The sequence below is a fragment of the Actinocorallia aurea genome, from assembly GCF_054783995.1.
This window is the reverse complement of the sequence record NZ_BAAGPQ010000012.1, coordinates 889,927-908,671: the sequence shown is the minus strand read 5'-3', so window position 1 is coordinate 908,671 and position 18,745 is coordinate 889,927. Positions and strand designations below refer to the sequence as shown.

Genomic DNA, 18,745 nt, shown 5'->3' with positions numbered 1-18,745 from the left:
CGCACGTCGAAGAGGCCGCCCCCGATTTCCGGAGGCGGCCTCTTCGCGTCACACGGTGAGGACCGCCGCGCCGTTGACGCGGTCGGCGGCGAGGTCGCCGAGGGCCCGGTCGGCCTCGGCGAGGGGGTAGGCGGTCGTCTCGACGCGGAGGGGGAGGCGGCCGGCCAAGCGGAGGAACTCCTCGCCGTCGGCGCGGGTGTTGGAGGTGACCGAGGTGACGCGGCGTTCCTGGAAGAGGTGGCGCTGGTAGTCGAGCGCCGGGATGTCGCTGAGGTGGATGCCCGCGATGGCCAGGGTGCCGCCGCGGTCGAGGCGCTCCAGCGCGGAGGGGACGAGGTCGCCCGCGGGCGCGAAGATGATCGCGGAGTCCAGCGGTTCGGGGGAGGGGTCGAAGGAGCCGGCCGCCGAGTCGGTGCCCAGGTCCATGGCCAGCCGCCGGGCGGCCTCGGCGCGGGTGAAGACGTGCACGCGGGCGCCTTGGGCGAGGGCGATCTGGGCGGCGAGATGGGCCGAGCCGCCGAACCCCCAGATCCCGAGCCGTCCGCCGGGAGGCAGCGCCGCGAGCTTCAGCGCCCGGTAGCCGATGATCCCCGCGCACAGCAGAGGGGCCGCCTCGACGTCGCCGAGCCCGTGCGGAAGCGCGTACACGTAGGCGTCCTCGGCCAGCGCGTACTCGGCGTAGCCGCCGTGCGCGTCCCACCCGGTGTAGCGCGACTTCGGGCACAGGTTCTCCGCGCCGCGCCGGCAGTACGCGCACCTCCCGCAGGTCGAGCGCAGCCAGGCGGCTCCCACCCTCGCGCCGATCGCGTGGTGCGCGCCGGGCCCGGCCCGGACGACGTCCCCGACGATCTCGTGTCCCGGCGTCACGCCGGCCAGGTGCACGGGCAGATCCCCTTCCGCGACGTGCAGGTCGGTCCGGCAGACCCCGCACGCCCGCACCCGCAGGAGCAGTTCGCCAGGTCCGGGCTCGGGGACGTCCCGCTCGATCCAGGCCAGCGGCCCGGAGGCCATCGGCCCCGGGCTCCGCACGCTCCACGCCCGCATCGTCACCGTCCCGTCGAGGCGGCGCCGACGGCCGCGACCTTGGCGAGGAACCGCTCGACCGCCGGGTCGGAGTCCGTGGCCCATCCGGCGGCGTCGGCGACGGGGAACCAGTGGGTCGTGCAGATCTCGGACGGGTCGGGGACGACCGGGGCCCGCTCGTCGCCGACGAACAGGAACCACAGGCAGACGTCGGTGTGCGCGTGCGGCGGGACCCGTTCGTTGATGGCGAGGAAGAACGGCGCGGCGCCCGCGGCGGGGTGGAAGCGCGGGCGCAGGCCCAGCTCCTCGCGCAGCTCCCGCAGCACGGCGAGGCGCGGGTCCTCGTCGTCGTCGACGTGCCCGCCGGGCGGAAGCCACAGGCCCGACCTGACGTGGTCGACCAGCAGGAGCGTGCCCGCGGACTCGTCGAGGAGGGCCGAGTACACGACCAGGTGCTTGGGCGGCGTCGCGGGCCAGGCCGTGCGGAAGAGGGGAGCGCCGGAGTCGATCCAGGCCAGGGTCCGGGCGATGTCGGCGGCCTCGGTGTCGTCGCCGGGCGGGATGGCCCGGATGAGGGCCCTGATGTTCTCGCGGGGGTCGGTGTCGGGGGTCATGCTGCTCGCCTCCTGTCGGCGGGAGTCGGGCCGGTGCGGGCGGCGCGGGGTCACCGCGCGTCGCGGGCCGGCGGGATGAGGGCGCGGGCCGGCGGGAGCGGCGTCGGCGCGGGCGGGTCGAGGTGGACGGCCACGGCGGTGTGCCGCTTCGGCATGGTCCAGGTCGCGTCGGACGGGGCGGCGTCCACGGGGTGGGCGTCGATCCGCAGGACGTGGTGGCGGGTGCGGTCCCAGGCGGCGACGACGCCGGCCAGCGTGCCGGCGAGCTCGGCGGCGGCCGGGCCGCGGGCGCTGACGCCGATCTCGGCGGTCTCGCCGATGCCGCGCCGGGTGAGGTAGGCGAAGGTGTCGCCGGTGGCCGCGCCCATGCTGCCCCACGGGTAGAGGGCCGCGGTGAGCGTGCCGGAGCGGACCGCGTCGAGGTCGGGCATGACGCGGCAGCACGCGGGCAGCGCGGCGAGCCCGAAGTCGAGGTGGTTCTCGCCGCCGGGCGGCCGGACCCCCGTCCAGACGAGGGTCTCGGACCGGTCCAGGGCACGCTGGAGCGCTTGCGGGTCGAGGGCGCGGTCCTCGTCGGCGCGGAGCCGCAGGACCGGCGGCTCGCCGAGGGCGACCTGGTGCTCGGCGACCTCGCCTTCGCCGCGCAGCGGGACGAAACCACAGCTGAGCACCGGCCCCGTCCCGGTCCACACCCCTTCGCGGCGGGTGAACGCGACCGACCGGGTGACGCCGCGCAGCCGGAGCGGGACGACGAGGAGGCCGTCGGGCGCGAGCTGCTCGGCCCACGCCGGAGGCAGGTCCCAGGCGCCGCCGGTGACGATGACGCGGTCGTACGGCGCGCCTGCGGGATGCCCGCGGAGCCCGTCGGCGACGACGGTCTCCAGCCGGGTGCCCGGTCCGTCGGGGTAGCCGGCGCGGGCGAGGCCCCGGCGCGCCACCGCGACGGCGCCGGGCAGGATGTCGACGGACGTGACGTGCCCGCCGGGCGCGACGAGGTGCCGGAGGAGGGCCGCGTTGTACCCGGTGCCCGTCCCGATCTCCAGGACGCGGTGCCCGGGTTGCACGTCGAGCTGCTCCAGCATCGCGGCGACCAGGCCGGGCTCGGACAGCGAACTGAGCGCCGCGCCGGATTCGTCCCGGTAGGTCACGACGGCCTCGTGGCCGTAGGCGCGCGCGAGGGGGACGCCCGGCACGAAGAGATGCCTCGGTACCGCGCGAAGCGCCCGCTCCACCGGCTCGCTTCGGACCATCCCGTGCCTGCGCAGCGCGTCGACGAGGGTGCCGCGCATGGCCGCCGGACTTCCGGAGTCTGTGCTGATGCCCACTACGGTGACGTTACCTAACGACACGACGTGTGACACTGGACTCGCCGGATCGGCCGGTTTCCGGGTGCCCCACCGGGGCACACGGTCGGCGAAGACGCTCGCGCGCACCGCCCCCAAGTCGCACGGGTGCGGCGCCGCCGCGAAGGCGCGCCGGGGCGCGCCTCGCGGGCTCAGGCGGGCGGGTTCACAACCGGTACAGGCCGCGGGCGTTCTCGCCGAGGATCTTGCGCCGGACGGTGTCGGACAGCGACTTCATGGTCTCGGTGGCCCGCTCGACCGGGTTGGGGTACAGGCACGTCGGGTGCGGGAAGTCGGTCTCGAACAGGATGCTGTCCTCGCCGACGGACTCCACGAGCGCGGGCAGCTTCGCCTGGCTGCTCTCGAACCAGTAGGTGGCGTACATGTTCGTCCTGAAGTACTCCGACGGCAGACGGCCCAGCTTGGCGAGGTCGCTCGGCGCGTTCTCGGTCATCTCGTAGTCGAGCGCTTCGAGGATGAAGGGGATCCAGCCGCAGCCGCTCTCCACCGACACCATCTTGAGGTCGGGGTGGCGGTCGAAGATGCCGGAGACGAGCACGTTGGCGACGACGCGGGCGTTGCCGATGAACAGCAGGGTGCCGCCGATGGCCAGACGGGTGCTCGGCGGGTGCGACGGCCAGGGGTACTTGCCGTAGAACGTCATGTTCGTGACACTCGCCCCGATGTGGAAGTGCACCGGGAGTTGCGCTTCGGCGCACGCCTCCCAGAACGGGTCCCAGGCGCGGTCGGCGAGGTCGGGCGCGCCGAGGTCGTTCGGGTCCGAGGTCATGTTGACGCCGCGCGCGCCGAGCGCGGCGACCCGCTTGGCCTCGTGCACGCAGGCGGCGACGTCCCAGGCGGGCATGAGCGGCAGGGGGAGCAGCCGGTTGCTCGACTCGGCCTGGATCTGCGCCTGCCGGTCGTTGTACAGCTCGATAGTGAGGCGGCGCAGCTTCTCGTCGGTGGTCCCGGCCAGGCCCTGGCCGCCGAGGCCGATCGTGCTGGGGAAGATGACCTGGGCGTCGATGCCCTGGTCGTCCATGACGCCGAGGCGGACCTTCGGGTCGTAGGCGCCCTCGTGGATCTGGTCGATGGTCCACTCGTGCAGCGCGATCTCCGACTCCTCCTTGGAGCCGTCGCGGGCGACGACGCCGCCGGCGCTGAAGTTGCCGGACGGAACACCGTCGAAGACCCACATGAGCCGGCCGTCGACGTCCTCCACCCGGGGGACCCGGTCGCGGTATGCGGGCGGGGCGATGCTGGTGAACAGGTCGGGGCGCTCACACCAGTGCGAGTCCGCGTCTACCACGTAGTCCCTGGAAGGGGGCGTTTCAGTCTTCGGCATGAGACGAAAATAAGCTTCTCCTGCTAGAGAAGCAAGCGTTCACTCACAAAGTGCGCGGCCTTGTAGAGTGAGTGATTACTTGTTAGCGTCGGAGGTGTGGATAGGGAAGCCCTGGAGCGCGGTCTCGTCCGCCGCCTGCTGGACCACATCGCGCAGCGCACCACCGACCTCGCCGACGCGGTGGTGGAACTCCCCGCCGACATCTACGCGCCGGAACGGCACGCCGAGGAGGTCGCGGTCCTCTTCCGCGACCAGCCCCTCGTGCTGTGCCTGTCCGGCGCCCTGCCCGAACCGGGCTGCTTCCGGACCGTCGACCTCCTCGGCACCCCGATCCTGCTGACGAGGGACGCCGACGGGCGCGTGCACGCCTTGCTGAACGCGTGCCGGCATCGGGGCGTCCGGGTCGCCGACGGGGCGGGGGAGGCGGTCAGGTTCACCTGCCCGTTCCACGCCTGGACCTACAACCTCAAGGGCGACCTCCTCAGGATGCCCTCCGCGGCGGCCTTCGACGGCCTGTGCAAGGAGGACAAGGGCCTCGTCGAGCTGCCCGTGGCCGAAGGGCACGGGCTCGTCATCGGCCGGCTCACGCCGGGCCCGCTCCCGGAGGTGGAGGCGTTCCTCGGCCCCGGCCTCGCCGACGAACTGGCGATGCTCGACTTCGCGACGTGGCTCCCGCACGGCGAACCCCACGTGCACAAGGTGCGGGCCAACTGGAAGGTCACCCTCGACACCTTCCGCGAGAACTACCACTTCGACTATCTGCACAAGAACACCCTCGCGACCTACGCCTACGGCGGCGTCCTCACCTTCGACGCGTTCGGCCGCCACCTGCGCAACTGCTCGGCGCTGCGCTCGATCGACGCGCTCAAGGACGTCCCCGAGGAGTGGTGGGGAGACGTCGGGCAGCACTTCAGCTACCAGTACGCCCTGTTCCCCAACACCAGCCTCACCCTCGACGCCCGCCACGCCGAGCTGTGGCAGATCCTTCCCGTCGACGAGGCGACCTCCGAGGTCGTCCACACCTCCTACTTCCGGCCCGACCTGCCCGAGGCAGAGCTGGCGAAGGCCGCCGAGATGGCCCCGTGGATCTGCGAGACCGTCGTCGACGGCGAGGACTTCTGGGTCGCGGGCCGCACCGAGCCGGGCGTGCGGACCGGCCTGCTCGGCACCGTTGTCTTCGGCCGCAACGAACCCGCCCCCCAGCACCTCCACCAGGGCTTCGAAGAGGCACTGCGGGAGGCCCGGGAACCGCGCTGAAGCCCGCTCGCGGCGGGCTTCGGCGCGGGCGCCGTCGGCGTCAGGCGGTGTCGATCCAGACGGACTTGGTGTCGAGGTACTCCTCCAGGGCGTGCGCGCCCATCTCGCGGCCGTAGCCGCTCATCTTCTGGCCGCCGAACGGCACGGCGGGGTCGAACAGGAGCATGGTGTTGACCCAGACGGTGCCGGTGCGCAGGTCGCGGGCCATCCGGTGGGCCTTGCCGACGTCGCGGGTCCAGACGCCCCCCGACAGGCCGTAGGAGGAGTCGTTCGCGCGCGCGGTGGCCTCCTCGATCGTGTCGAAGGGCAGGACCGCCGCGACGGGGCCGAAGATCTCCTCGCGGGCGATCCGCATGTCGTCGCGGACGTCGGCGAAGACCGTCGGCGCGACGAAGTACCCGTCGGCCAGGGCGCCGTCCTCCAGGCGGGCGCCGCCGGAGGCGGTCCTGGCGCCCTCCTCGCGGCCGAGGTCGAGGTAGCCGGTGACGCGCTTGAGCTGCTCGGCGGAGACCAGCGGGCCGATCTTCGTCGCGGGGTCGAGGCTGTCGCCGACCTTCAGCCGCGCGGCGAACTCCGACATGCCCGCCACGAACTCGTCGTAGACGGGCCGCTCGACGTAGACGCGGGTGCCGGCGCAGCAGATCTGGCCCGAGTTGGAGAAGACGCCCCACGCAGCGCCCGGGACCGCCTTGTCCAGGTCGGCGTCGGCGAAGACGATGTCGGGGGACTTGCCTCCGAGCTCCAGCGACAGCCGTTTGAGGTTGCCCGCCGACGCCCGGACGATCTCCTGCCCGACCGCCGTGGACCCGGTGAACGCGACCTTGTCGACGCCGGGATGGGCGACGAGCGCGGCCCCGACGGTCTCGCCGAATCCGGTGAGGACGCCCACGACCCCGTCGGGCACGCCCGCCTCGGCCAGCAGTTCGCCGATCCTGACGGCCGCCAGGCACGCCTCCTCGGCGGGCTTGAGGATCACCGCGCAGCCGGTGGCGAGCGCCGGGGCGAGCTTCCAGATCGCGTTGCTCACCGGCCGGTTCCACGGCACGATCGCCGCGACGACCCCGACGGGCTCGCGCAGCGTGTAGCTGAACACGTGGCCGGGCAGCGAGTTCGGGATGGTCTCGCCGTGCAGCTTCGTCGCCCAGCCCGCGAAGTAGCGCAGCACCTCCGCCTCCCACGCGGGACTGCGGCCCGAGCGCGGCCTGCCGATGGGGGAGCCCATGTCGAGGGACTCCAGCAGCCGCAGCTCGTCGTAGTGGGCGTCGACGAGGTCGGCGATCCGCAGCAGCAGCGCCTGCCTGTCGCGCGGCTTGGCCCGGCCCCACGGCCCGTCCAGCGCGGCGCGGGCGGCGGCGACGGCGCGGTCGGCGTCCGCCGCGTCGGCCTCGGCGAGCGCGGCGATCACCGCGCCGTTGGACGGGTTGACGCTGGGGAAGGTGCGGCCGGAGGCGGCCTCCTCCCAGCGGCCGCCGATGAGCAGCTTCTTGGGCGGGCCGCCGACGAGATCGGCGGGTGCGGGTGCCGGCATGGGGGCTCCTTAGCGGGGAGAACGGGCCGGTGGGGTGGTATCGGGAGCGAAGATAAAAGAATGCTCACTTACTAGATACCGTCTCTCCGAGTCTCACACCAGAGGTCAGCGTCATGGCTTGGGCAGTCCCTAGAAAGTGATCGCTCACCCTGTTATGTTGCGAGAATGGAGAAGCTCACCCCGCCTCCCACCGCCGCGCACGCCACCGCGATGTCCGACGAGTGGTGCTCGCGGCACTTCGACCATCTCTCCCCGGAACTCGCCGCCACCATGCCCGCGACGATGGCCCGGATGCGGGCGCTGCACCCGGTCGCGCGCAGCGAGGAGCACGGAGGGTTCTGGGTCGTCAGCGGATACGAGGAGGCCCTGGCCGTCGCGCAGGACTGGGAGGTGTACAGCTCCGCGCACGGGCTCGGCATCCCCCGCGCCCCGCTCGTGGTGCGGAACCTGCCCGTCCAGGCCGACCCGCCCGAGCAGCGGATCTTCAAGCGGCTCATCAACCCCTTCTTCACCCCCGCGGCCGTCGCGCCCTGGGAGGCGGCCACCCGCGCGCTGGCCGACCGCCTCATCGACTCCTTCGTCGAGTCGGGCCGGTGCGAGTTCATGAACGAGTTCGCGCGGCCCTTCCCCAGCCTCTCCTTCTTCCAGCTCGCCATCAACGCCCCCGAAGCCGACCTGGAGAAGGTCGCCTATATGGCGTCGAAGTCGTCCACACCGGACGACCCCGAGGCGCGCGAGTGCTGGCAGGGCCTCTACGCCTGGATCCGCGACTTCACCCGGGCCCGCAAGGCCGCGCCGCCGCTCGGCGACGTCGTCGACGCGGTCGTGCACGCCGAGGTCGACGGCAGGCCGATCACCGAGGAGGAGGTCATCGGCACCGTCCAGCTCCTCATCCTGGGCGGGCTGGAGACCACCGCCGGCGCGCTCGGGCTGATGGTCGACAGGTTCTGCGCCGACCCGTCGATCCCCGCGCTGCTGCGCGAGCGGCCCGAGCTGATCCCGGTGGCGTCGCTGGAGCTGCTGCGCCTCGACCCGTCGTTCGTCGCGGTCGGCCGCACCGCGATGCGCGACGCCGACCTCGGAGGCTGCCCGGTGAAGGCGGGCGACAGGGTGCTCATCCACTGGGCGTCGGCGAACCGCGACTCCGGCGAGTTCCCCGACGCCGACTCCTTCGACCCCGCCCGCGAGCGCAACCGCCACCTCAGCTTCGGTGCGGGCCCGCACCGCTGCGCCGGGTCGAACCTCGCCCGGATGAACCTGAAGGTCGCCCTGGAAAGGGTGCTGGAACGGCTGCACGACCTACGCCACGAGGAAGGCACGAAGGTGAAGTACCACCGCGGCCTCACCCGCTCTCCGGACACGCTGCCCATCACCTTCACCCCCGGTCCCCGCCTCAGTCCGGCCTCCTGACCGCCATGGCCGAGCGCATCCTCCTCACCAACGCCCGGGTCCTCGCCTGCACCGGCGGCCCCGACGAGCGTCCCTTCGCCGCCGACGTCCTCATCGAGGGCGACCGCGTCTCCCGGGTCGCGCCGGGGATCCTCCTCGATCCCGGTGCGGCCCGGGTCGTCGACCTGCGCGGCGCGACGGTCCTGCCCGGCCTCGGCGACGCGCACGTCCACCTGAGCTGGCCGCTGGACTTCGTGTTCGACCACGCGGCGATCGCGAAGGCCCCGCCCGGCGAGCACATGCTGGACGTCGCCGCCGTCGTCCGCACCTTCCTGGAGAGCGGCTACACGTTCGTCATCGGCGCGGGCACCACCCAGCCGCGCGACGACCTCCTCATCGACGACGCGATCCGGCGCGGCCTCGTCCCGGGCCCGCGGATCGTGCCGAGCGGGCCGATGATCGCCGCGCTCGACGGGCTCGGCGGCGACGGCGAGATGATGCAGGTCGCCGCCGACGCCGCGGGCCTGCGCGAGATCGTCGCCCGGCAGTGCGACCAGGGCGTGCGCGCGCTCAAGCTCTTCATCTCCGGCGACGGGGTGGTGCCCGAGTTCCCCTCCGAGGACGTCTACATGGACGACGCGATGCTGGAGGCCGCCGTGGCGGAGGCCGACAGGCACGGGGCGTTCCTCACCGTCCACGCGCGCGGCTCGGCGAGCGTCGCGATGGCGGCGCGGACGGGCGTCCGGATCGTCCACCACGCCTGCTTCCTCGACGACGCCGCGGTCAAGGCGCTCGAAGCGCGGCGCGGCGACGTGTGGGTCTGTCCCGGTCTGCACTACCTGTACGCGATGGTCAACGGGCACGCCGAACCCTACGGGATGCCGCCGGAGAAGATCGAGGCGTCCGGCTACCACCGGGAGTTCGCCTCCCAGGTCGAGGGCCTGCACCGGCTGCGGGAGGCGGGCGTCGCGATCCTCTCCGGCGGGGACTTCGGCCACCAGTGGACCCGGCACGGCACCTACGCGGCCGAGTTGCAGCGGTACGTGGAGTTCGCCGGGATGACGCCGGCCGAGGCGATCCACACCGCGACCCGCACCATGGGCGCGGTCTCCGGCCTCCCCCTCGGGCAGGTCCGCGAAGGGTTCCTGGCCGACCTCCTCGTCGTCGACGGCGACCCGACCACCGACGTCGGCGTGCTGCTCGACCCGGCGCGGCGCAGGGCCGTGCTGAAAGACGGGGCCTTCGCCTGGCTCAACCCCGGGCTGTATCCGTGACGGCGGTGCTCTCGGGGGTCGACGCCCTCGTGCGCCTGCTCGTCCTGCGCCGCCTCCTGGACGAGCGCGACGGACTCAAGACCGCGACCATGGTCTCCGGCTACCCGGGCTCGCCGCTCGGCACGTTCGACCTCGCCCTCGACGGCCTCGGCCCCGCCCTCGCCGAGAACCGGATCACGCACCGTCCCGGCCTCAACGAGGAACTCGCCGCCGCGATCGTCTGGGGCAGCCAGATGGGCGCGGCGGTCCCTTACGACGGAGTCGACGGCGTCGCGGGCGTCTGGTACGGCAAGGGGCCGGGCCTGGACCGCAGCGGCGACTCCCTCAAACACGCCAACGCGATGGGCGCGGGCCCGCACGGGGGAGCGGTCCTGTTCTGCGGCGACGACCCCGCCGCGAAGTCCTCCACCCTCGCCTGCGACAGCCAGTGGGCGTTCCAGGACGCATGCGTGCCCGTCCTCGTGCCCGGCGACCAGCAGGACGTCCTCGACCTCGGCGTCCACGCGTTCCGGATGTCGCGGTACGCGGGCGCGTGGGTCGGGCTGCGCGTCGTCACCGCGGTGGCGGACGGGGTCGGCACCGTCGACCCCGAGCCCGGAAGGCACACGCCGCGTGATCCCGAGGACATCGTCGTCGACGGAGCACCGTGGCGGCACGTGCCGCAGCGGACGATCGGGCCGCACGCGGTGCCCGGCCAGGAGGCGCTGATCGCCGAGCACCGGCTGAGCGCGGCGCGGGCCTACGCCCGGCACAACGGGCTCGACCGCGTCACCGGCGCGGCGCCCGGCGCCCGCCTCGGGGTGATCTGCTCGGGGAAGACCTACTTCGACGTGCTCCAGGCGTGCGGCGACCTCGGCACGACGCCGGAGCGGCTCGGGCTGCGGATCCTCAAGCTCGGGATGGTGTTCCCGCTCGTCGCCGAGACCGTGCTGGAGTTCGCGGGGTCCGTCGCGGAAGTGGCCGTCGTCGAGGAGAAGCGGCAGTTCGTGGAGACCCAGGTGCGGGCGATCCTGCATGAGGCAGGGCTCACCGTGCCCGTGCGGGGCAAAAGGGATGCCTCGGGCGTGCCGCTCGTGCCCGTCGCAGGGGAGCTGGACGCGGGGTCCGTCGCGGCGGTCCTCGTGCGGCTGCTGCCGGACGCGGCGCGCGAGCCCGCGCGAAGGCCGGCGCTGCCCCTGCTCCAGATCGCGGCCCGGGCGCCCGGCTACTGCAGCGGCTGCCCGCACAACCGCTCGACCGTCGTGCCCGAAGGGGCGCTCGCCGGAGGCGGCGTGGGCTGCCACGGCATCCTCTACTTCGAGGCCCGGCAGGAGTCCCTGCGGCGGCTACCGCCGACGCCCATGGGCGCCGAAGGCGTGCCGTGGATAGGGCTCGCCCCCTTCGTCGCCGAACCGCACCTCATCCAGAACCTCGGCGACGGCACCCTCAGCCACTCAGGGACCCTCGCGATCCGGGCCGCCGTCGCCGCGGACGCACCCGTCACCTTCAAGATCCTCTACAACGCGGCGGTGGCGATGACCGGCGGCCAGGACGTGACCGGGCTGCTGGACGTGCCCGCGCTCACCCGCGCGCTGGAGGCCGAAGGCGTCGGGAAGATCGTGGTGTGCGCGGAGGAGCCCGGCCGGTACGGGCGGCGGGCTCGGTGGGCGCGCGGCGTCGAGGTGCTGCACCGGGACGCGCTCGCCGCGACCCAGGAGCGGCTGCGCCGCGAGCCCGGCGTCACCGTGATCGTCTACGACCAGCGCTGCGCCGCCGAGGCGCGCCGGCTGCGCAAGCGCGGGCTGCTGCCGACGCCGCCGCGCCGCGTCGCCATCAACGAGGCGGTGTGCGAAGGCTGCGGCGACTGCTCCGCGAAGAGCAACTGCCTGTCCGTGCTGCCCGTCGAGACCGAGTTCGGCACGAAACGGCAGATCCACGATTCGTCCTGCAACCGCGACTACACCTGCCTGGACGGCGACTGCCCCTCGTTCGTCACTCTCCGGCCCGTGCGGCGCGGGCGGCGGCGCGCGCGCAAGGACGCCCGCCCCGTCCTGCCCTCCGGCGGCCTCCCGACGCCCGAGCCCGCCCCGATCGACGGAAGGTTCGGCGTCTACTTCACCGGGATCGGCGGAACCGGGGTGATCACCGCGGTCCGGGCGCTGGCCCGCGCCGCCGAGAGCGCGGGCATGGCCGTCGGCGGAATGGACCAGACGGGGCTCTCCCAGAAGGCGGGCGCCGTCGTCTCCCATCTGCACCTGGCGACGGACCGGCGCGCGCTCGCCGCGGCGGCCGTCAGCGAGGGCGGCGCCGACCTGTACCTGTCCGGGGACATCCTCCAGGCGGCATCGCCCGCCCACCTCGCCAAGACCGCGCCCGGCCGGACCCTCGCCGTCGCCGACCCCTCCCTGACCCCCACCGCGGCGATGCTCCAGCGCGGCGACGCCCCCGCCGCCGCCGACCTATGCGACGCGCTCACCGCGCGGACGGGCGCGGACCGGACGGTGCTCGTGGCGGCCAGGCGGATCGCCGAAAGGGTCTTCGCCGACCACCTTCCCGCCAACATCGTCCTGCTCGGCGCGGCCTTCCAGCGCGGCGGCCTGCCCGTCCCGCTCACCGCGCTCGAAGCCGCGCTCGGCGCGGGGCGGGCCGGCGAGGCGAGCCTCGCGGCCTTCGCCTGGGGCCGCTGGGCCGTCCACGATCCGGCGGCCGTCGAGGCGGCCCTGGCGGCGGGCGCGCCGCGCGGCGGGCTCACCGACCCGTCGGCCAAGGCGCAGGCGACGGCCCGGGTCCTGCTCGAAGAGTCCGGCACGCCAGCGGAGCTGGAAGGCCCGCTGCTGAGGCGGGCGGCCCAGGCCGTCGACTACCAGGACGCCGGGAGGGCCCGTCGCTACCTCGCCCTCGTCGCCCGCGCGGCGCAGGCCGACGGCCCGGAGCGGGACTGGGCGCTCACCCGCGCCGTCGCGGAGTCCTGGTTCCGGCTGCTCACCTACAAGGACGAGTACGAGGTGGCCCGTCTGCACCTGAAGGCCGACCACGACGCGCTCGCCGCCGACCTCGGCATCGAGGGCCCCTACAAGCTCGTGTTCCACCTCCACCCTCCCGTCCTGCGCCGTCTCGGCCTCCGGCGCAAACTCCCGATGGGCCGCCCCTACGAGCTCGGCTTCCACGTCCTGCGCCGCCTGCGCCGCTTGCGCGGCACGCCCTTCGACCCCTTCGGCCTCGACCCGGACCGCCGCCTGGAGCGCGCCCTGATCACCGAATACGCCGACTTCGTGGACGCCCTCCTCACCTCCGACCTGTCCTACGCCGACCGGGTCGAGGCCGCGGCCTCCGCCCAGGACATCAAGGGCTACGCCGCGCTGAAGGAAGCGGCCGCCGCCGCCTGGCGGGCGAAGGCCGAGGCGTGATCCGGCGGATCCGCTGCGCGACCCGCGCCCCGGGCGCCACCCGGGCGGAGTTCGCCGCCGCCTGGCCGGACGCGCTCGCCGCCGCGTTCGAGGCCCCCGCCGGAATCCGCCCCCTGCGGCTCGCCGCGAACACCGTCCTGCCCGAGGCCGCCGCCTCCGCCCCCGACGGCGTCGAGGTCGTCTGGTTCACCGACCCCGCCCACGCCGCGCTGCACACCGCCTGGCAGGCCGCGCGGGCCGCGCGCCGCGACCTGGAGATCCTCGCCGGGCCGGAGAGGCCCTTCCTCGGGCAGGCGACGGTCCTGCGCGGCGAAGACTGGCTCACGGAACGCTGGACGGACCCGGCCCCCCGGCTCAAGCACCTGGCCCTCGCGACCCGCGCCGCCGGCCTCACCCGCGCCGCGTTCTCGGCCCGCTGGAAGGCCCACGCGGGCACCCTTCGCTCCGGGGTCCCCATCCCTCCCGAAGCCCGAGGCCTCGCCTACGTCCAGACCCACCCGGCCGAAGACGCCCCCTACGACGCCCTCACCGAGGTCTACTTCACCACCCCCGAGGCACTGTCCGCCCGCATCGCCTGGTTCGCCACCGCCCCACCGCCCGCCCCCGACCTCTTCGCCACCTCCGTCCTCCTCCCCGCCAGAGAAACCCTGGTCCCCCCGCCCTGACACCCGCTCCAGACCCCGGCTCGTCCGGACCCGTCCTCGATCGGCGCCGCAGCGTTCTGGACCCTGCGTCGTCGGACGGACAGCGGTTCCCCGCGAGGGGGGCGGCGCCGTCAGCGCCGCAGGGCGGTCTCGGTGTCCTTGAGGACTTCCGAGATCGGGCCGAGGGAGAGGAGGCCGCTCGCGGCGCCCGCCAGCTCGGCCGAGGCGGGCAGGAGGGCCGTGTGCGCCCGGTGCAGTGCGTCGCGGTCGCCGACGGCGATGGCGGCGCGGGACACCAGGGTCCAGAGGGCTTCGGCGAGGAGGTCGTGCGGGGGCTCGGGGGCCGTGCGGACGGCTTCGGCGGCGTCCGCGTTCTGACCGGCAGCCAGCAGGACGAGCGGACGGGTCCACGGGGTGTAGGGGCCGTAGGCGTCGGGGGCCTGCTCGCGGGGCGGGCGGCCGTGCCGCAGGTCCAGGCTCAGGAGGGCCAGGGGGAGCAGGCCCTCGGTGAGGCCGGGCATGCCCGCCGAGCCCAGGACTGACGCGTTGGCGCGGTAGGCGTCCTCCTTGGCGGCGAAGGGCGCCGCTTCGTCTTCGGCGAGGCGCAGCGCGCGGTACCAGCCGGTGAAGACGGCGGTGAGCGGCCGGTCATGGCGGTCGGCCAGGAGGTCGAGGCGCGCGGCGTGGGCGTCGGCGCGCGCGAAGTCGGCGACGGAGCACGCAGACTGGAGCCGGATCAGATGGCCGAGCACCTCGTAGGTGGGCATCGCGTGCTGCTCGGACAGCGCGACGATCTCGGCCCCGATGGCGTCCCGCTCCCCGGACAGGCCGGTGCGCGCGAACGTCTGCATGTAGACGCCGTTCAGCGCGAACGCCAGCAGGGCGGGGTCGTCGAGGTCCCGGGCGATCCGCTCGGCCTCCTCGGCCGCGCGGCGGGCCCGTGGCGCGGCCCCGCCGCGCGACTCCAGCGCGACCGTCGCGAGGAGCCGCGCGCGGACGCCCGGCGGCGCCCCTGCCGGAAGGCGGTCCAGGGTCCGCTCGGCCGCCGCCACCAACCGCGCGTCCTGCGCGGGGTCGTCGCCGCGGGTCCAGTTCGCCGGGACGTCGTAGGCGCCGATGACCCGCGCGGTGAGATCGGCGTCGCCCAGCTCCTCGGCCGCCTCGATCGCCGCGGCCCGGTGCTCGCGCGCCGCCAGGAGGCCGCCTCCCCCGGTCACCGCGAGCCCGCGCATCAGACCGACGGTCGCCTCAAGCCGCAGCCGCGCGTCGGGCGCGACGCGGTCGGCGGCGGCCGTCGCGCTCGCCCACACCCTGGCCGCCGCGTCGGGGCGGGCCGCCCGGACGTCCTGGCGGAGGATCTCGGTTTCGAGCGCGCGCAGCCCGGGCCCGGGATCGAGCCCGAGGCTCTCGGCGAGCGCGGCGCGGGCTCCGCGCAGCACCGACAGCGCGTCGGCCTGGCGTCCAGCCCGGTAGAGCGCGAGCGCGAGCAGCCGCCACGCCTCCTCCCGCCACGGGTGAGCGTGCGCATGGGCGTCGAGATCGGGGACGGCCTCGGCGGCGCGGCCGAGATCCAGCAGCGCCTCGGCTCGGCGCTCTACCGCGCGCAGCCGCAGCTCCGTCAGCCGGGTCCGCTCGGGCAGCGCCCACGGCGCCTCGGGGAACTCCGCGTAGGCGGGTCCCCGCCACAGCTCCAGTGCGGCGTCCAGCACCGGGAGAAGGCGCGCAGGCGGCTCCACGGCCTCGACGGCCCGGGCGAACCGCCACGCGTCGACGGCGCCGGCCTCGGCCCGCAGCGCGTATCCGGGCCCCACGGTGACGATCAGGCCGGGCGGGGTCCGGGGCGGCCGGTCGGGCTCCAGGGCCCGGCGCAGCGCCCCCACGAACGTCCTGATCGCGCCGACCGCCCCTGCGGGCGGGTCCTCCCAGAGATCGGCCGCCAGGAGATCCACCGGCACCACGCGCCCCCGCGCGGCGATGAGCCGGGCCAGCACCTCCCGGTACCGCGGCCCCTTGAGCGCGATCATCCCGCCCGCCGCGTCCCGGGCCTGCACCGGACCGAGCACTCCCAGCACCACGCCCAACCCGTCCCCCTGTTCCCCTGGCTTCCACGCTAGCGCTGATCCGATGCTGATCGGCGCGGGCGAGGCTTGCGGCATCAGGTCGTCAACGAGCCTCATCGGGAGAGAAGGACCATGTCACCGGTCATTCAGGACTTCACCTACCACCGCGTCCCCGTCGCCGACGGGGTCGCGCTGACCGCCGCGGTCGGCGGTCGCGGCCCGGCGGTCGTGCTGCTGCACGGCTTTCCGCAGACCCACCTCATGTGGCGGCACGTCGCGGCCGATCTCGCCGCCGACTTCACCGTGATCTGCCCGGACCTGCGGGGCTACGGGGCGAGCGACAAGCCCGCCGAGACGAGCCGGGACACCTACTCCAAGCGGACGATGGCCGCGGACGTCGTCGCGCTGGCCCGCGCGCTCGGCCACGAGCGGTTCGCGCTGGCCGGGCACGATCGCGGCGCCCTCGTCGCGTTCCGGGCCGGCCTGGACCACCCCGGGGCGATCAGCCACCTCGCCTGTCTGGACGTGGTCCCGACCCTGGACATGTGGGACGTCATGCGGGGCGTCTCGGCCTCGGTCGGCTGGCACCTGTACCTCATGGCCCAGCCGCCCGGTCTCCCCGAGCAGATGATCGGCGCGGCCCCCGACGCCTTCTTCGGTCACTTCCTCGACCAGTGGGTGAAGGACCCGGCCGCGATCCCCGCCGACGTCCGGGCGGCCTACCTCGCCGCCTGCCGGGACGCGGTCCCGTCGATCGTCGCCGACTACCGCGCCTCCGCAAGCGTCGACGTCGCCGACGACACCGCGGCCCTGGCCCGGGGCGAGCGGCTGCGCATGCCCACCACGGTCGTCCAGCAGGACTGGGGCGCGACCCTCGGCTACGACGCCGCCGCCCTCTGGCGGGCCTGGGCCGACGACCTCGCCCACCGCACCACCACCGCGGGCCACTTCATGGCCGAGGAGGCCCCCGCCGAGGTCGTCCGCCACCTCCGCGAACTCCTCGCGCGCTGATCCCTGCCGGGTCGTCGCGGTGAACGTCGGGGAGGGCCGGGTCCGTCGCGTCGCCCGCGACGGCTTCGTGGCCGAGGCTGCCATACGCCTCTGGCGGAGGGGGTGCGCCCGCGTACGCGGGACGACGCGTCCTGACAACGTGGCGTCGCTCGGCTTCCTGATCAGCGAAGGGAAGCACCACTTCGGGCAGGGAGAGCCGAGGCTCGTCTTCGGCATGACGCTGTGAGCGGGCGCGGCTCCCCCGGACGGTCAGGTGAGCAGTTCCGGGGGCAGGCCGATGGACCGGGTCTCCAGGAAGGCGGCGAGGCCTTCGGGCCCGAGTTCCCGGCCGAGTCCCGACTCCTTGAAGCCGCCGAAGGGGACGTGGGGGTAGGGCGGGTAGACGCCGTTGACGGCGACGCCGCCGGTCTGGAGGCGGCGGGCGACGCGCAGGGCGCGGTGGGGGTCGGCCGACCAGACCGCTCCGGACAGGCCGTAAGGCGAGTCGTTGGCTATGGCGACCGCCTCCTCCTCGGTGTCGTAGGGGATGAGGCAGACGACGGGGCCGAAGATCTCCTCGCGGGCGACGCGCATGGCGTTGGAGACGTCGGCCAGCACCGTCGGCTCGACGTACCAGCCGCGCGGCAGGTCCGCGGGGCGACCGCCGCCCGCCGCGATCCGGGCGCCCGCCTCGACGGCGATCGCGATGTACCGCTCGACCCGGACCCGCTGGCGCTCGGCGACGAGCGGCCCGACGACCGTCGCGGGGTCGTGCGGATCGCCGACGGGCACCGCCGAGGCCGCCGCCGCGGCGGCCTCGACCGCCTCGGCGTAGCGGGCGCGGGGGAGCAGGATCCGGGTGTGCGCTCCGCAGACCTGGCCCGACAGGTGCATCGCGCCGGAGACGATCGCGGGCACGACCGCGGCGAGGTCGGCGTCGTCCAGGACGACCGCCGCGGACTTGCCGCCGAGTTCGAGCGAGACCCGCTTCACCTGCTCGCCGCACAGGCTCATGATCCGCTTGCCCGCCGCGGTCGACCCGGTGAAGGCGACCTTGTCCGTTCCGGGATGCCGCACGAGCAGTTCGCCGATGTCCCGTCCGCCCGGCACGAGGTTGACGACGCCGTCCGGCACGCCGGCCTCGGCCAGCGCCTCGGCCAGGAGGTAGCCGCTGAGCGGCGCCTCAGGCGGCGGCTTGAGCACGATGCTGCACCCTGCGGCCAGCGCGGGGGCGGCCTTCCAGGCGGCGAGCGTGACGGGCGCGTTCCACGGGACGATGAGCGCGGCGACGCCGACCGGCTCGTGCGTGACGAGCCCCGCGCGGTCGCCCGCCCGCACCTCCCGGTCGAAGGGGTGGGTGCGGACGAGGTCGGCGTAGTAGTCGAAGAGCGGGGCGACCAGCCCCGTCTGCGCCCGCCTGGCCTGGCTCACCGCGCAGCCCGTCTCGTCGACGGTGACGCCCGCGATGTCCGCCTCGCGTTCGCGGAGCAGCACCGCGGCCTTCGCCAGGACGTCCGCCCGCTCCTCGGGCGCCATGCGCGGCCAGGGCCCGGTGTCGAACGCCCTGCGCGCGGCGGCGACCGCGTGCTCCACGTCGGCTCCGCTCGCGTACGGGAACTCGCCGACGGCACGCTCGGTGGACGGCGACACGACGCGCAGCACGCCGCCGCTCACCGGCCTGGTCCACGCGCCGCCGATGAAGAACTCTCTGCGGTACATCAGCCGGTCGTCCACGCGGGCCTCCCGCAATCGAATACCGGAGCCTAGTCTCCGGAGTGAACGCCCGCTATCCTAACCTAAGTATGTGAGCATTCACTTGCTAGCCGGAAAACGTCGGTCGGCGAGGACACCGGTCGGTGGGAACGTCGAGAACCTCCGGCCTCGGATGCTCG

The 18,745-nt window shown here is 74.3% G+C and carries 14 protein-coding genes; 7 read left to right on the top strand and 7 right to left on the bottom strand.

What is annotated here, in order from left to right:
* Nucleotides 1-48 precede the first annotated feature (48 nt).
* From ACYVOM_RS16760 to ACYVOM_RS16745, 4 genes are all read right to left on the bottom strand, one after another.
* Nucleotides 49-1,044, bottom strand: coding sequence for a zinc-dependent alcohol dehydrogenase family protein (locus ACYVOM_RS16760; RefSeq protein WP_460304298.1), 996 nt, complete (start codon nt 1,042-1,044; stop codon nt 49-51).
* Between the two features lie 2 nt (nt 1,045-1,046).
* Nucleotides 1,047-1,637: an NUDIX hydrolase gene (locus tag ACYVOM_RS16755; RefSeq protein ID WP_460304297.1), complete on the bottom strand. Its 591-nt coding sequence runs from the start codon at nt 1,635-1,637 to the stop codon at nt 1,047-1,049.
* A gap of 50 nt (nt 1,638-1,687) precedes the next feature.
* Nucleotides 1,688-2,962 (bottom strand): methyltransferase, FxLD system, encoded by a 1,275-nt coding sequence (fxlM, locus tag ACYVOM_RS16750; protein WP_460304296.1) that lies wholly within the window; start codon nt 2,960-2,962, stop codon nt 1,688-1,690.
* 184 nt (nt 2,963-3,146) lie between these two features.
* Nucleotides 3,147-4,325 carry an amidohydrolase family protein gene (locus ACYVOM_RS16745; protein WP_460304295.1) on the bottom strand — a complete coding sequence of 393 codons (1,179 nt, stop codon included), beginning with the start codon at nt 4,323-4,325 and terminating at the stop codon, nt 3,147-3,149.
* 96 nt (nt 4,326-4,421) lie between these two features.
* On the opposite strand from ACYVOM_RS16745, the gene ACYVOM_RS16740 reads away from it, so the two are divergent.
* On the top strand, nt 4,422-5,582 hold the full coding sequence (locus ACYVOM_RS16740; RefSeq protein WP_460304294.1) for an aromatic ring-hydroxylating oxygenase subunit alpha: 1,161 nt from the start codon (nt 4,422-4,424) through the stop codon (nt 5,580-5,582).
* A 40-nt stretch (nt 5,583-5,622) separates the two neighbouring features.
* On the opposite strand, the gene ACYVOM_RS16735 is transcribed toward ACYVOM_RS16740, so the two are convergent.
* Nucleotides 5,623-7,110: an aldehyde dehydrogenase family protein gene (locus ACYVOM_RS16735; RefSeq protein WP_460304293.1), complete on the bottom strand. Its 1,488-nt coding sequence runs from the start codon at nt 7,108-7,110 to the stop codon at nt 5,623-5,625.
* A gap of 165 nt (nt 7,111-7,275) precedes the next feature.
* On the opposite strand from ACYVOM_RS16735, the gene ACYVOM_RS16730 reads away from it, so the two are divergent.
* Genes ACYVOM_RS16730 through ACYVOM_RS16715 form a run of 4 tightly spaced genes read left to right on the top strand, consistent with a single transcriptional unit; the run spans nt 7,276 to nt 13,824 of the window.
* Complete coding sequence (locus ACYVOM_RS16730; RefSeq protein ID WP_460304292.1) at nt 7,276-8,520, top strand: cytochrome P450; 1,245 nt, start codon at nt 7,276-7,278, stop codon at nt 8,518-8,520.
* Nucleotides 8,521-8,525: 5 nt separating this feature from the next.
* Nucleotides 8,526-9,773 (top strand): amidohydrolase family protein, encoded by a 1,248-nt coding sequence (locus ACYVOM_RS16725; protein WP_460304291.1) that lies wholly within the window; start codon nt 8,526-8,528, stop codon nt 9,771-9,773.
* Entirely contained in the window at nt 9,770-13,159 is a 3,390-nt protein-coding gene (locus ACYVOM_RS16720; RefSeq protein ID WP_460304290.1) for an indolepyruvate ferredoxin oxidoreductase family protein, read from the top strand. Before ACYVOM_RS16725 ends, ACYVOM_RS16720 begins: the two co-directional genes overlap by 4 nt.
* Nucleotides 13,156-13,824, top strand: a complete 669-nt coding sequence (locus ACYVOM_RS16715; RefSeq protein WP_460304289.1) for a hypothetical protein — start codon at nt 13,156-13,158, stop codon at nt 13,822-13,824. The genes ACYVOM_RS16720 and ACYVOM_RS16715 overlap by 4 nt, the downstream gene beginning before the upstream one ends.
* 110 nt (nt 13,825-13,934) lie before the next feature.
* Here the strand turns inward: ACYVOM_RS16715 and ACYVOM_RS16710 are convergent, their stop codons facing one another.
* The gene (locus ACYVOM_RS16710) at nt 13,935-15,884 is read right to left on the bottom strand and encodes an AfsR/SARP family transcriptional regulator (RefSeq protein WP_460304288.1); all 1,950 of its coding nucleotides are present in this window, start codon (nt 15,882-15,884) and stop codon (nt 13,935-13,937) included.
* 111 nt (nt 15,885-15,995) lie between these two features.
* On the opposite strand from ACYVOM_RS16710, the gene ACYVOM_RS16705 reads away from it, so the two are divergent.
* Nucleotides 15,996-16,874 (top strand): alpha/beta fold hydrolase, encoded by an 879-nt coding sequence (locus ACYVOM_RS16705; protein ID WP_460304287.1) that lies wholly within the window; start codon nt 15,996-15,998, stop codon nt 16,872-16,874.
* Between the two features lie 19 nt (nt 16,875-16,893).
* On the top strand, nt 16,894-17,100 hold the full coding sequence (locus ACYVOM_RS16700) for a hypothetical protein (RefSeq protein WP_460304286.1): 207 nt from the start codon (nt 16,894-16,896) through the stop codon (nt 17,098-17,100).
* Nucleotides 17,101-17,123: 23 nt separating this feature from the next.
* Here the strand turns inward: ACYVOM_RS16700 and ACYVOM_RS16695 are convergent, their stop codons facing one another.
* Complete coding sequence (locus tag ACYVOM_RS16695; protein WP_460304285.1) at nt 17,124-18,587, bottom strand: aldehyde dehydrogenase; 1,464 nt, start codon at nt 18,585-18,587, stop codon at nt 17,124-17,126.
* Between the last annotated feature and the right edge of the window lie 158 nt (nt 18,588-18,745).

What these genes read in the sequence shown, in the direction of transcription:
- ACYVOM_RS16760 (WP_460304298.1), bottom strand. Translation starts at nt 1,044, where the DNA reads ATGCGGGCGTGGAGCGTGCGGAGCCCGGGGCCGATGGCCTCCGGGCCG.
- ACYVOM_RS16755 (WP_460304297.1), bottom strand. Translation starts at nt 1,637, where the DNA reads ATGACCCCCGACACCGACCCCCGCGAGAACATCAGGGCCCTCATCCGG.
- ACYVOM_RS16745 (WP_460304295.1), bottom strand. Translation starts at nt 4,325, where the DNA reads ATGCCGAAGACTGAAACGCCCCCTTCCAGGGACTACGTGGTAGACGCG.
- ACYVOM_RS16735 (WP_460304293.1), bottom strand. Translation starts at nt 7,110, where the DNA reads ATGCCGGCACCCGCACCCGCCGATCTCGTCGGCGGCCCGCCCAAGAAG.
- ACYVOM_RS16730 (WP_460304292.1), top strand. Translation starts at nt 7,276, where the DNA reads ATGGAGAAGCTCACCCCGCCTCCCACCGCCGCGCACGCCACCGCGATG.
- ACYVOM_RS16725 (WP_460304291.1), top strand. Translation starts at nt 8,526, where the DNA reads ATGGCCGAGCGCATCCTCCTCACCAACGCCCGGGTCCTCGCCTGCACC.
- ACYVOM_RS16705 (WP_460304287.1), top strand. Translation starts at nt 15,996, where the DNA reads ATGTCACCGGTCATTCAGGACTTCACCTACCACCGCGTCCCCGTCGCC.